The organism is Bacillus sp. AFS012607, assembly GCF_002558005.1.
GTDB lineage: Bacteria > Bacillota > Bacilli > Bacillales > Bacillaceae_G > Bacillus_A > Bacillus_A thuringiensis_S.
Genome location: NZ_NTVM01000012.1, coordinates 382,079 through 394,202, shown reverse-complemented (window position 1 = coordinate 394,202; position 12,124 = coordinate 382,079). Strand labels below are relative to the sequence as shown.

The window sequence follows — 12,124 nt, the reverse complement described above, 5'->3', positions numbered from 1 at the left end:
TACACTTATATTGTATCACAATGATATAAAAGGGGAGAAATAGGAAATGGTGCATATACAAAAAATTACGCCAACGATGAAAGAAACAATTCGAATGTTTATGTGTGAGAACTGGGGAAGTTCATTGATGGTTTCACGTGGTAAGGGGCATCAATTAGAAGAGTTGCCAGGATTTGTTGCGTTTTCTAATGACAGAATAATCGGAATTATAACGTATGAAGTGACTGGAAATATGTGTGAAATTATATCGTTAGATAGTATTGAAGAAAGAAAAGGAATAGGGAAGAAGCTTGTGGATTGTGTATTGCAAGTTGCAGAAGAAGAACGGTGCAGGCAGGTTTGTCTTATTACAACAAATGATAATATGAATGCGTTACGATTTTACCAAAAACGTAATTTTGTAATGACTAATTTATATGTGAATGCGGTAGAGGAGGCACGAAAAATAAAGAAAGAAATTCCACGCATTGGATATGATAATATCCCAATTTTACATGAAATTCAGTTGGAGTATCGTTTAGTGAAATGATGTAACAATTTTCAGAAATATGAGTTATTAATCTTGACGGATAGTGTAATTTAGGTTACCGTAAAATTGTAATCTATTACCATATTAAGGGGTGACGATGTGGCAACTATACGTGATGTTGCAAAATTGGCAGGTGTTTCAGTCGCAACCGTTTCACGAGTTATTAATGAAAAAGGATATGTTCATGAGGACACAGTAAAACAAGTAAAGGAAGCAATTGAAGAATTACGTTATAGGCCAAACAGTGCAGCGAAGCCACTATTTAAAGAGAATTCAACGATAATTGCATTACTTGTAGATAATCTATATGACCCATCAAACATCACTTTGCTACATTGTATTGAGGAAATAGCATATAAAGAAGGATATCAAATCATTGTTTGTAATATAGAGAATAAAGATAGATACATATATATGTTGAAGGAGAATAACGTTGCAGGTGTTATTTTAACAAAATCCGTTTTTAAAAGTATAGGAGAAATTCCATTTCCGTTTGTTGTGATTGATGAGCAACAATCACATGGAAATTATTATGAAAGTGGACAGAGGGCTGTTTCTTTATTAAAAGAGAAAGGGTGTCACTTTCTTGCATATTTCGGTGAGGGAGAAGAAAGTGAAGAAATGGAAGATCATATAGCAGGTTTTTTAGATACTGTTTGGGATGAAGGAATCTCTTATCGAGAAGAATGTGTACAAGGGTATACAAATAAACAATTTATTACATTATTGCGAAACAATCCGTATATAGATGGAATTGTAACCTCAAGTGATCAGATTGCTATTGAGTTAATTCGGTCAGCAAGATTTGTAAATATACATGTACCAGATAAATTAAAAATTGTTGGACCGAATGGGAGCATAGAGTGTGAATGGATAGGTTCATCACTACCGGCAATTGAAAGCTATGTCAAAGATAACGGAAAAGTAGCTTTTCAACAATTAAAAGGAAAAATAAAAAAGTAAAAGGTGCGTTTTATACGCACCTTTTTATAATGTAATTGCGGCAATAAAGCCAAATATAAGTAACGGTATATTGTAATGTAGAAAAGTGGGTACACATGTATCCCATATATGATGGTGCTGACCATCAGCATTTAAACCGGATGTTGGTCCGAGGGTACTATCTGATGCTGGAGATCCTGCGTCACCTAGCGCTCCGGCTGTACCAATAATTGCAATTGTAGCCATCGGACTAAATCCAAGCTGAATGCACAGAGGTACAAAAATTGTTGTTAAGATAGGGATGGTTGAAAAGGATGAACCAATTCCCATCGTAACGAGAAGTCCAATAACAAGCATAAGAAATGCAGCGAGTGGTTTGTTATTTCCGATTATATGTGCACTCGTTTGCACCAGAGATTCAACATGTCCTGTTTTTCGAAGAACAGCGCCGAATCCAGCGGCAGCAATCATAACAAAGCCAATAAAGGACATCATACGCATTCCGCTTGTTAATATCGCATCTGCTTCTTTAAGTGGTAGACTACCACTTACTGATAAGACGATAATACCTGCTAAAGCACCGAAAATCATTGATTCTGTTGTTAATTGAACAGTTAATGTAGCAATGATAGATAATAACCCGAAAGTAATGCTACGTTTTGTATAGGGAACAATCTCATTTTCGGTAGTATGAATTTGTTCTGTTTCATACGTACGAGGTTTTCGGTACGTAATGAATACCGCTACACATAATCCAATAATCATACCGAGTGCTGGGATAGTCATTGCTTTTGGAATAAGTGTGACATCAAATGTAAGACCGCTTTGCGCAGCGTTGGTTTGCAATACGTCATGATAAATTTTTCCGAACCCTGCAGGGATCCACATATAAGGAGTAATTAATCCAAATGTAATAATACACGTGACAAGTCTTCGATCCACTTTCAGCTCATTTAATACTTTTAAAAGTGCTGGAATTAAGATGGGGATGAAAGCAATGTGAACAGGAATCACATTTTGTGAGAAACAAGCCATCGTTAAAATAATGAATAAAATAAGTATTTTAGAATAAACTTGTTTTTTCGTGTCTTGTTCATTGCCAATCCATTTTAATGCAGTTTGAATCATAGCATCTGGAAGTCCTGTTTTGGAAAGGGAAATAGCGAAACCACCAAGCATTGCATAACTTAAAGCGATTGGAGCACTGTTTCCAAGACCAGTTGTAAAAGTGTTAATCGTTTCTGAAATACCGAGTCCGCCGATAATTCCGCCTGTTAAAGCTCCAACAATGATGGCGACAATGACCTGGACACGTAACAAACTAAGCAATAGCATAATTGCTACTGCGACGAGTACAGCGTTCATAATAAATGTAATCTCCCTAAATTTTTATTCTGTTAAGACAAGTAAATATGAAACATTTTGCTATGTTTATACATACTTGCGACATATTATTATAAAATGTTTTCTATGAAATGTAAAAGAGCCTTTTGTTACTAATGCTGAAAAGCTAGCTCTTGTTTAATTGATTGCAAAGAATTGGCGAATAATTCTGGTTCTTCTAGATCAGGAGAATGTGCTGAATTTGGGAACCAAATCATTTTTTTTATAGGCGCTTCAATAATATCGCAATATTCCTGAACGAGTGCATAAGGAGTTTGATAATCATAGCGACCAGAACAAAAATAAACTGGAATAGATAAACTTGAGATAGAAGAAAAGAAATCGATTGTCAGCATTTCTTCCCATAAAACGCCAGATTTTAAATTTCCTGCGAGAAACTTGAACCAATCTAATAGCGTATATTCAGGAGAAAAGAAACCTTTTCGTATGAAAGAAAAGGAAGATCCGTTTTGGATTGCTCCTCCGAATGTGCCAAGCCACTTTCTTTGAATAATAAGACGTCTCATATCTAAAAATGGTGGTTTTCCTAATTTTAAAAGGGAAGCTAATGCTTTTTTATGATCATGTTTTTTTGCAGAACTAATTAAATGTTGATATAGCAATTCTTCATTTTGTTTCATATGTACAATTTGCCCAATACCGATGTAAGCCTCGATATACTTTGGATATTGATGTGCTATGTTAAGCCCAATAATACTTCCCCAAGAATGACCAGCGAGAAATAGTTTTTGTTTGTTGAACCTTTTAAGTGCATATTGAATCACTTCTTTTGCATCGGAAACGAATTGTTTGATTGTAAAATTTGCTCCGAAATCTTTCATTGAAAAAGATTTACCCGCCCCGCGCTGATCCCAATTAATAACAATAAAGTGCTTCTCTAATTCTTTTTGAAAATGACGAATAAATCCGATTTGTGCCATGCCGGGTCCACCATGGCAGCATAATAAAATAGGCTGCTCTACGTTTTGCCCACGCATAAGGAGAGTTTGTTTTCGATTATTAATCATAACGCTTTCTATCGTAGCGATACTATTAGGAATGAGTTGTTTGTTTTCAGTATAGAACTGAGGGGTATAGCTACGCAAAAGCATATTGAAAACCTCCTTTTGTGAAATCGTATGAATCGCACAGGCTATTCATTTTGCATATACTGTTAGAAAATCATTGTAACATACCATACTAGTGTCATTTCAACACGGGAGGAGGGAAATTGTGACGATTGGAGAAATTATAGATGGTTTAAATAGGCGTGAATCCATCGCTATTATAGCAAAACGTCTTGAAATAAGCCCGTATACATTATCGAAGAAATTAAGATTGATTGGATACGAATATGATGGAGAGCAGAAGAAACGTATTTTTGTAGGAGATGGAGAAGAACCACGTCACTTACAACTCCAAGAAGCGACCGCCCTTCAATATGAGAAAACAGATTATCAATTATTAATTTATGAGCAATTACAAAGTATTTATGAATTATTAAGAAGAAGAGAAGAAGTAATTGCACCAATTATGAGTAAAAGTACAGAGAAAAAGAGACGCACCTTTTCTATTAATACAGAAATATTAGCAAGATTGGACCTTATATCAGAATCGAAAGGAATTCAAAAATCTAAAATTGTAGAAGAGGCGTTGCAACAATTTTTACAGCAATATGAATTTAACAAAACATCACATTTTGATAACTAAAGAAAAGGATACTATGTTCATTGGAAGAACGAGTATCCTTTTTATGATGCATATTACGTATAAATACAGGATTAGTGCAAATCTTTTATGGCGTGAAAAATGAAATTTCTTATTAGAGAAACACTTAATTTACTTTTTGGATTCTTCCATCAATAACTGGCTGAATTGGTTCTTTTAATTGTTTTACGTAATCGACTAACGCTTCAAAGTCGTTTGGACCAGTTTCTGCATTTTTACCATTTTTAAATGATATGAATCCGTCACCGCCAGAAGCTAAGAAAGCATTTGCAACTACGCTATACGTTTTAGATGGAGATAATTCTTCTCCGTTTGTTAAACGTATATTTGTAACTTTTTCACCGTTTGGTTTATTTGCATCCCACGCATATTGAATACCTGAAATTTGAAGCATTCTTGTTGTTCCTTTTTGCCATTGCTGATTTAAAATATCGCGAATGTCTTGACCTGTTAAATCTACTTTAATCAATTGATTTCCAAAAGGTTGAATACCGTATAACTCACCCCACGTAATATCACCAGCATCTAAGTCATTACGAATGCCACCAGGATTCATGAGGGCGATTTGAGTTTGCATCGTTTGACGCTGAGCATCGGCAACTAAATTTCCAAGAGTGGACTCACCAGCATCATTTTGTTTACGGTCGATAGATGCTGTAGATTTTCCGACCACTTCATTTACAAGTGGTGCGATTTTTTCTTTATATTGATCTAGTTTTTTCTTTACTTGTTTATCAGGTTCTACACCTTCATGATACGTTGTAACAACTTCAGCTTTTTTCTTTATAATATCCTTTGTTTTACGATCAATTGTTACATCCACGTCTGAGAAAGCCGTGCCGTAAGAATTTGCTTGGACAATTAGCTTATTATTTACTGTACCATTTACATACGTATGACTATGTCCACCGAAAATAACATCAACTTCTGGGTCTGTTTCATTTGCAATTCGAGTAAGGTCGCCATTTGTTACCCCAGACTCATCGGTTGTTCCACCGACATGAGCAAGAACGACGATAGATTTAACGCCGAGGCGTTTTAATTGTTGTGTTGATTTATTAATTGCTTCTACTTCATCAGTAATTTGTACATTTTTAAGCATCGTAGGCATAACGACATTTGGTGTATCAGTTGTAACAACACCAATGAATCCTACAGGAACACCATCTACCATTTTTACAGTAAATGGTGGTAAAAATAAGCGGCCAGTTGATTTGTTATAGAAGTTAGCAGCTACATAGGGGAAGTTAGCCCCTTTGAAATTCCCTGTTTTTTCATGATATCCACCGTAAATGAGGCGTTTCATTTCATCAATGCCTTCATCAAATTCATGGTTTCCGATTGTACCAACATCAAATTTTAAATCATTTAAAAATTCAATCGTCGGTTCATCCTGTAATAATGCTGAAACTGGTGGACTAGCTCCGACGATATCACCAGCATGTACGAGAAGTGTATTAGGGTTTTGTTTTTTACGTTCTTTTAAATAAGTAGCTAAGTAATCAGCGCCACCAGCTTCTTTATTATTAATTTTTTTAACAGTATCTAGTTGTCCATGGAAATCATTAATACCAAGCATTTGTACGTCTATGTAGCGGTTTTGTTCAGCTGGATTCTGAGATGGGGGAGCGGCAAATACGCTTGAAAAAGTAATAGTGCTTAAAACAGCAACGGCAGGAATAATTTTTTTCCACATAGTTCATTTCTCCTTTTTTATAATCTGACATCATACGACATAATTTTAATAGATTCATAGGATTATAGCTACATAAAAATTTAGTCTTTTCGAAAAATTAACATATTTACAAAAAGTGGATAATAGAGTAAAGACCCTTTTTTATTGTCGATTGCATCGTGTATCTACTATAATGGAGAAAAAAGTAAAAGGTGAGTAGCATGAAGAAAAAGAAACAAAGACAAATGCAAAGACAATCGCAAGTGAATCCACCAAAGAAAGAAACACTTACATTAGGCGATCAATTAAATGATTCACTCATGCAACAATTAAAGAGTAAGAAGAAAGAGTTGCAAGTGAGAGAAGAGGAAAAAGAGGCAGCTGAACTGGAAAGAAAGCGCAAAGAACAAAAAGAACGTGAAAAGAATAAATCATTTGAAGAACTGCTAAGTGAAAGTAACCTTACTTGGAAAGACTTTAAATAATAAAAAAATGATCAGTGAAATTCACTGATCATTTTTTGACGAGCTTGTAAGAAAAGGGGAGTTATTATGAGGAAAATTGTAGTTGTTCCGCATGAAAATCATTGGAGTGAAAAATTTCAAATGGAGGCTGAAAGATTAAAAACAGCGATGCCAGAAACGGTGAAAATTCATCATATTGGAAGTACGTCAGTGCCAGGACTGGCAGCTAAACCTATTATTGATATGATCATGGAAGTAGAAAGTATTGAAAGGGTAGATAGGTGGAATGAACGATTTATAGAGCTTGGTTACATCGTAAAAGGGGAAAATGGTATTTCAGGACGCCGATTTTTTATCCATGGAACGGAAGAAAAACGTTTGTATCATTTACACGTGTTTGAAAAAGGAAATCCAGAGATAGTAAGGCATTTAGCATTTCGTGATTATATGATGGCTCATTGTGAAGAAGCAGAGGCATATGCAACCTTAAAGAAAGAATTGGCCGAAAAGTATACATATGATGGCACGTTATATACGGAAGGGAAAAATGAGTTTGTGCGCAATGTGGATGAAAAAGCGAAAGAATGGAGAGAAAATAACGTGAATAAATGAGTTCACGTTATTTTTTAGCTATATAAAAGTGTTATGTAAACTGTACGTATGTTTTGACTTTTGGGATGAATCTTGTTGAAATAAAGTTGTGGCTTATAAAAAAATGTAACAATGAAAGGGAGACGACTGTGTATATTCCAACAACTACACTTCATAATGGCGTGAAAATGCCGATGATTGGTCTAGGCGTTTATAAAGCAAAAGAAGGCGACGAAGTAAAACAAGCAGTAAAAACAGCGTTAGAAGTTGGATACCGTTCGATTGATACAGCAACTGTGTATGAAAATGAAAGCGGTGTCGGAGAAGCGATTCGTGAATCAGGAATTCCAAGAGAAGACCTATTTATTACAACAAAAGTTTGGAATGACGATCAAGGATACGAGGAGACACTCGAGGCGTTTGAAAAAAGCTTAAAGAAATTACAAATGGACTATGTAGATTTATATTTAATACATTGGCCAGTAAGAGGGAAGTATGTGGATACGTACCGAGCGTTAGAAAAATTATATGAAGAAGGTAAAGTGCGTGCGATTGGTGTTTCTAATTTTCATAAACATCATTTAGAATTGTTATTACCAAATTGCAAAGTGAAGCCGATGGTGAACCAAGTAGAACTTCATCCGATGTTAACGCAATTTGAATTGCGTAATCATTGTCAAGGTGAGCAAATCCAAATGGAAGCGTGGAGTCCGTTAATGAGGGGCGGAGAAGTATTTCAGCATCCAATCATTCAGGCTATTGCTAACAAATATGAAAAAACACCTGCGCAAGTTATATTAAGATGGGATATTCAAAGCGGGATTGTTACAATTCCTAAATCTGTTACACCATCTCGTATTAAAGAAAACTTTACTATTTTTGATTTCTCACTAACTGAAGAAGAGATAAATCAAATTAACACGTTGAATCGCGATTTACATGTAGGCACAAATCCTGATAAATATGATACGTTATAAAAAAGACTGTCTCCTAATAAAGGAGACAGTCTTCTGTTTATCGGTAATTCGATATTTTTAACGATGCAAAGCATATGTGTCATATTTAACAATTTTTTGAAGTTGTACATATTCTTCTTTAGTTAAAGGTAACTGTTGGCTAGCTCGTATATTTTCCTGCAATTGTTGAAGAGAGCTTGCGCCAGGTATAACAGCTGCAACAGTCTTATTATGTAAGCAATATTGAATAGCTGTTCCTGTTAAAGAGCTTTCTCCAATCGTTTCTTTTACACTCGCTAGAGTTGTATGTAATTCATCGTAAGAATAAGAGAGGTAATCCTTTTCCTTTACTCTTTCTATTTTTCTTGCATTGTTATCAGTTAAAATTCCTTTTGCAAGTGGTCCGCGAGCAATGATGCTAATTTGGTATTCATTCAGAAGCGGGAACCATTCTTCTGGACGACGATTTAAAAGGCTATATTCCATTAGTACACTAACGATGTTTGAGCGTTTTGCATATTCACGGATTACATTTGGACGTATAGAAGAAATACCGTAATGGCGGATAATACCTTCTTTTTTCAATTCTTCAAAAGCTTCAATTGTTTCATCTATTGGATCTTCAATCGTTCCGCCATGAAGTTGGTAAAGGTCAATATAATCAGTTTGAAGTCTACGTAAACTTTCTTTTACTTCAGCCTTTATGTAAGCTTTAGAAGGGTCCCAAGACCAGCCGTTTTTTTCTTCTGTCCAACGATTTCCAACCTTCGTTGTAAGAACAATTTTGTCTCGTTTCCCCTTCAAGGCTTTTCCAACAAATTCTTCATTTAATCCGTAATCATATAAATCTGCTGTATCAAAAAAATTAATTCCTAAATCGATTGCTTCATCGACAATACGCATAGCCTCTGTTTCAGATGTACCGAGAGACATACAGCCAAGGCCCATTTCTGTAACAAATAAATCTGAGTTTCCTAATTGACGTTTTTTCATAGGTCAACCTCCTTACCTTTATTGTACGAGAGGGAAAAGAGGTTGACAAACGTTTCCTTTTCGCTTTGCATTAACTGCCCGTAAAAGCATAATTAATGTGAGCTTAATGGATTAATGTTTCATTTTATTTGCTGTAATCCACTCTTGTACAGTTGTATACTCTTTGCTATATTGTTTTAGCTTATGGCGAATTTGCCATGCTTTTCCGACTAACGTGATGCGATTTGGTAAAATATAAACTTTCATTTCTATCACGCTCCTTTCAATGTGGTAAAATGTATGAAGAAAGAATAGGAAATAGAACAGGGAGATGAAGTAGTATGAGTAATCTTACAGAGAGAACAGTAAAAACTGAGCCGATTTTTGATGGTAGAGTTATAAAAGTTCGTGTTGATGATGTAGTATTACCAAATGGAGAAATGAGTAAACGTGAAATTGTAAATCACCCTGGTGCAGTTGCGATTATTGCTATTACAGATGAGGGGAAAATTGTGCTTGTTGAGCAGTATCGTAAAGCGCTTGAAAAGGCGATTATAGAAATTCCAGCCGGCAAGTTAGAGCCTGGTGAAAAACCAGAGGTAACAGCAGTTCGTGAATTAGAAGAGGAAACAGGATATGTATGTGAAAATATGGAGCTTATTACTTCTTTCTATACATCTCCAGGATTCGCAGATGAAATTTTATATGTATATAAAGCGACAGGTTTGACAAAAAAAGAAAATAAAGCTGAGTTAGATGAAGATGAGTTTGTGGAATTAATGGAAGTATCGTTAGAAGAAGCGATTACTCTTATGAAAAATCTTCGTATTCATGATGCGAAGACGATGTTTGCAGTACAATATTTACAACTACAAAAATAAACACTCGCCAAAGGCGAGTGTTTTTAATTGATTTTTGCATATACACGTGCATCACGTAAGCTACCGTCTGGTGCTAGGAAATCATTTTCCATTGTACCTTCTAGAATGAATTCTAAACGTTCTGCTAAGCTACATGCATTTATATTTGTTGCATCAGTACGAATTTCAATTCTTCTAGCGCCTAGTTTATCAAAGGCGAATTGGATAGCGCCTTTAACAGCTTCAGTCATATAGCCTTGTTTTGTATAATCGCTATGCAACCAGAAGTGAAGTGAAAACTTTGGAATATCCCAGTTTTCAGGTTTTAGTGTAATTGCTCCGATGAATGTACCAGATACTTTATCGTATAAGTGAAAATCAAGTGTTTCACGAAGTAAAAACTGTCCGTGAGCTTCGCGAACAATTTCTTCAGCACTCTCTTCTGTTTCAGCGTTAATTGGTACCCACGGTACTAAGTCTTCTAGAGAAGCTTGGATTGCTTCATATACTTCTGCACCATCACCTGGAAATGGTTTACGAACTTGTAAGCGTTCAGTTTGAAATAATGTTGGAAAATCTAATAATAATGGTTTCAAGAGAAATCCCTCCTATTCTCTACTTTTTAGTTTAGCAAAGTAGAGCGGAATTTCAATGTTAATTCGTCATACTTTTTTCTTTCTTTCATACATTTTTAATAAGAGTGTGAACGGAGGGAAGAAAAATGTGGCGAAAAAATTGGCAAGACCGTGTAATGTCTCACATACAGGAAAACTCTTCATTATATATATTTAACGCTGTTTTATTATTGATGGGAGTAATATTTGGAGCCATTCTTGTGAATAGTTTACAAATCAATCAAAAACAAGATTTATCATTTTATTTACAACGTTTTTTTGGACAAGTCTCTAAAGGAGAATTTGCCATTGCGGGCGAAATGTTTCGAGAAAGTTACTTTTCGCAATTAAAATACATCGGATTTATTTGGATTTTAGGGATTTCAATTATTGGATTACCACTTATTTTTATTTTATTATTTGTAAAAGGAGTTGTTGTTGGATTTACAGTTGGTTTTTTAGTAAGTCAGCATGGATGGAATGGACTATTATTAGCATTTGTATCTGTTTTGCCACAAAATTTAATTATCATTCCAGTCTTTCTCATTATGACAACCATTGCTGCAAGTTTTTCTTTACGGATGATTAGGCATCAATTTATTAGAAAAATAACCGAGCCACTATTACCATTATTAATCCGGTATACATGTTTCTTTCTTGTAATTGGAGCGGTATTAGCAATGGCTTGTAGTGTGGAGGCTTACGCATCACCAGTTTTAATGAAAGAAGTTGTTGAGGCTATTAATAAAAAATAAATATTTTTTGAGAATAATTATCAATTTGTTTTTATTGTTTTTCTTTTGACAGAAGCCCTTCTTCTGATATAATGGTGTAAGAGTGGCGAGGAGGGAGTAGTACCGAATGGAAGAAAGAATTGAACGAATTAAGAAGCAATTACATGCAGCGAGCTATAAATTAACACCGCAACGTGAAGCAACAGTTCGTGTGCTGCTAGAAAATGAAGAAGATCATTTAAGCGCAGAAGATGTTTACCTCCTTGTAAAAGAAAAGTCGCCAGAGATCGGATTAGCAACCGTCTATCGAACTTTAGAACTATTATCTGAGTTAAAAGTTGTCGATAAGATTAACTTCGGAGACGGTGTTTCACGCTATGACTTACGCCAAGAAGGTGCGCAGCGTTTTCACCATCATTTGATTTGTACACAATGTGGTGCTGTACAAGAAATACAAGAAGATTTACTTGGTGAAGTGGAAAGGAAAGTAGAACGAGACTGGAGCTTTAAGGTGAAAGATCATCGTTTAACATTCCATGGGATTTGTAAAAATTGTCAAGAAAATGAAACGGATGAAAAATAACCTTTTCCTATTTATCTAGGAAGAGGTTTTTTATTTGAATAAGGTATAAATTGGTGAAAGCTTGGCATATGTTGTAATAACTTATATTTTGGA

Annotated in this window: 15 protein-coding genes; 9 read left to right on the top strand and 6 right to left on the bottom strand. The window is 35.1% G+C overall.

Going from position 1 to position 12,124, the window contains the following annotated elements:
- Positions 1–46 precede the first annotated feature (46 nt).
- Together CN409_RS15435 and CN409_RS15430 are read left to right on the top strand one after the other, a co-directional pair.
- The gene (locus tag CN409_RS15435) at positions 47–529 is read left to right on the top strand and encodes a GNAT family N-acetyltransferase (RefSeq protein ID WP_000233419.1); all 483 of its coding nucleotides are present in this window, start codon (positions 47–49) and stop codon (positions 527–529) included.
- Between the two features lie 99 nt (positions 530–628).
- Positions 629–1,492: a LacI family DNA-binding transcriptional regulator gene (locus CN409_RS15430; protein ID WP_000201358.1), complete on the top strand. Its 864-nt coding sequence runs from the start codon at positions 629–631 to the stop codon at positions 1,490–1,492.
- Positions 1,493–1,516: 24 nt separating this feature from the next.
- Here the strand turns inward: CN409_RS15430 and CN409_RS15425 are convergent, their stop codons facing one another.
- A complete protein-coding gene (locus tag CN409_RS15425; protein ID WP_000994811.1) occupies positions 1,517–2,836 on the bottom strand; it encodes a Na+/H+ antiporter family protein in 1,320 nt (439 codons plus the stop codon).
- Positions 2,837–2,967: 131 nt separating this feature from the next.
- The gene (locus tag CN409_RS15420; RefSeq protein ID WP_042595620.1) at positions 2,968–3,966 is read right to left on the bottom strand and encodes an alpha/beta fold hydrolase; all 999 of its coding nucleotides are present in this window, start codon (positions 3,964–3,966) and stop codon (positions 2,968–2,970) included.
- Between the two features lie 121 nt (positions 3,967–4,087).
- On the opposite strand from CN409_RS15420, the gene CN409_RS15415 reads away from it, so the two are divergent.
- On the top strand, positions 4,088–4,564 hold the full coding sequence (locus CN409_RS15415; RefSeq protein WP_000151934.1) for a ribbon-helix-helix domain-containing protein: 477 nt from the start codon (positions 4,088–4,090) through the stop codon (positions 4,562–4,564).
- Between the two features lie 124 nt (positions 4,565–4,688).
- On the opposite strand, the gene CN409_RS15410 is transcribed toward CN409_RS15415, so the two are convergent.
- Complete coding sequence (locus tag CN409_RS15410) at positions 4,689–6,278, bottom strand: bifunctional metallophosphatase/5'-nucleotidase (RefSeq protein WP_000265545.1); 1,590 nt, start codon at positions 6,276–6,278, stop codon at positions 4,689–4,691.
- 200 nt (positions 6,279–6,478) lie between these two features.
- Between CN409_RS15410 and CN409_RS15405 the strand changes: the two genes are divergently transcribed.
- From CN409_RS15405 to CN409_RS15395, 3 genes are all read left to right on the top strand, one after another.
- A complete protein-coding gene (locus CN409_RS15405; RefSeq protein ID WP_000727553.1) occupies positions 6,479–6,742 on the top strand; it encodes a YqkE family protein in 264 nt (87 codons plus the stop codon).
- A 66-nt stretch (positions 6,743–6,808) separates the two neighbouring features.
- Positions 6,809–7,333 (top strand): GrpB family protein, encoded by a 525-nt coding sequence (locus CN409_RS15400; RefSeq protein ID WP_001227184.1) that lies wholly within the window; start codon positions 6,809–6,811, stop codon positions 7,331–7,333.
- 128 nt (positions 7,334–7,461) lie between these two features.
- Positions 7,462–8,289: an aldo/keto reductase gene (locus tag CN409_RS15395; protein ID WP_000275862.1), complete on the top strand. Its 828-nt coding sequence runs from the start codon at positions 7,462–7,464 to the stop codon at positions 8,287–8,289.
- Between the two features lie 57 nt (positions 8,290–8,346).
- On the opposite strand, the gene CN409_RS15390 is transcribed toward CN409_RS15395, so the two are convergent.
- The gene (locus CN409_RS15390; RefSeq protein ID WP_000747233.1) at positions 8,347–9,261 is read right to left on the bottom strand and encodes an aldo/keto reductase; all 915 of its coding nucleotides are present in this window, start codon (positions 9,259–9,261) and stop codon (positions 8,347–8,349) included.
- A 111-nt stretch (positions 9,262–9,372) separates the two neighbouring features.
- Complete coding sequence (gene mciZ / locus CN409_RS15385) at positions 9,373–9,507, bottom strand: Z-ring formation inhibitor MciZ (protein ID WP_000870291.1); 135 nt, start codon at positions 9,505–9,507, stop codon at positions 9,373–9,375.
- A 74-nt stretch (positions 9,508–9,581) separates the two neighbouring features.
- Here mciZ and CN409_RS15380 point away from each other — a divergent pair, with 74 nt between their 5' ends.
- Positions 9,582–10,121 (top strand): NUDIX domain-containing protein, encoded by a 540-nt coding sequence (locus CN409_RS15380; RefSeq protein ID WP_000067931.1) that lies wholly within the window; start codon positions 9,582–9,584, stop codon positions 10,119–10,121.
- Between the two features lie 23 nt (positions 10,122–10,144).
- Here CN409_RS15380 and CN409_RS15375 read toward each other — a convergent pair whose 3' ends face one another.
- A complete protein-coding gene (locus CN409_RS15375; RefSeq protein ID WP_000803497.1) occupies positions 10,145–10,696 on the bottom strand; it encodes a GNAT family N-acetyltransferase in 552 nt (183 codons plus the stop codon).
- Positions 10,697–10,851: 155 nt separating this feature from the next.
- Here CN409_RS15375 and spoIIM point away from each other — a divergent pair, with 155 nt between their 5' ends.
- On the top strand, positions 10,852–11,469 hold the full coding sequence (gene spoIIM, locus CN409_RS15370; protein ID WP_223308695.1) for a stage II sporulation protein M: 618 nt from the start codon (positions 10,852–10,854) through the stop codon (positions 11,467–11,469).
- A gap of 106 nt (positions 11,470–11,575) precedes the next feature.
- Positions 11,576–12,031, top strand: a complete 456-nt coding sequence (gene fur, locus CN409_RS15365; protein ID WP_000392657.1) for a ferric iron uptake transcriptional regulator — start codon at positions 11,576–11,578, stop codon at positions 12,029–12,031.
- Positions 12,032–12,124 lie beyond the last annotated feature (93 nt).

Excerpts from the sequence above, each read along its gene's own strand:
- CN409_RS15435 (WP_000233419.1), top strand. The coding sequence starts at position 47 with ATGGTGCATATACAAAAAATTACGCCAACGATGAAAGAAACAATTCGA.
- CN409_RS15425 (WP_000994811.1), bottom strand. The coding sequence starts at position 2,836 with ATGAACGCTGTACTCGTCGCAGTAGCAATTATGCTATTGCTTAGTTTG.
- CN409_RS15420 (WP_042595620.1), bottom strand. The coding sequence starts at position 3,966 with ATGCTTTTGCGTAGCTATACCCCTCAGTTCTATACTGAAAACAAACAA.
- CN409_RS15410 (WP_000265545.1), bottom strand. The coding sequence starts at position 6,278 with ATGTGGAAAAAAATTATTCCTGCCGTTGCTGTTTTAAGCACTATTACT.
- CN409_RS15405 (WP_000727553.1), top strand. The coding sequence starts at position 6,479 with ATGAAGAAAAAGAAACAAAGACAAATGCAAAGACAATCGCAAGTGAAT.
- CN409_RS15400 (WP_001227184.1), top strand. The coding sequence starts at position 6,809 with ATGAGGAAAATTGTAGTTGTTCCGCATGAAAATCATTGGAGTGAAAAA.
- CN409_RS15390 (WP_000747233.1), bottom strand. The coding sequence starts at position 9,261 with ATGAAAAAACGTCAATTAGGAAACTCAGATTTATTTGTTACAGAAATG.
- mciZ (WP_000870291.1), bottom strand. The coding sequence starts at position 9,507 with ATGAAAGTTTATATTTTACCAAATCGCATCACGTTAGTCGGAAAAGCA.
- CN409_RS15380 (WP_000067931.1), top strand. The coding sequence starts at position 9,582 with ATGAGTAATCTTACAGAGAGAACAGTAAAAACTGAGCCGATTTTTGAT.
- spoIIM (WP_223308695.1), top strand. The coding sequence starts at position 10,852 with ATGTCTCACATACAGGAAAACTCTTCATTATATATATTTAACGCTGTT.
- fur (WP_000392657.1), top strand. The coding sequence starts at position 11,576 with ATGGAAGAAAGAATTGAACGAATTAAGAAGCAATTACATGCAGCGAGC.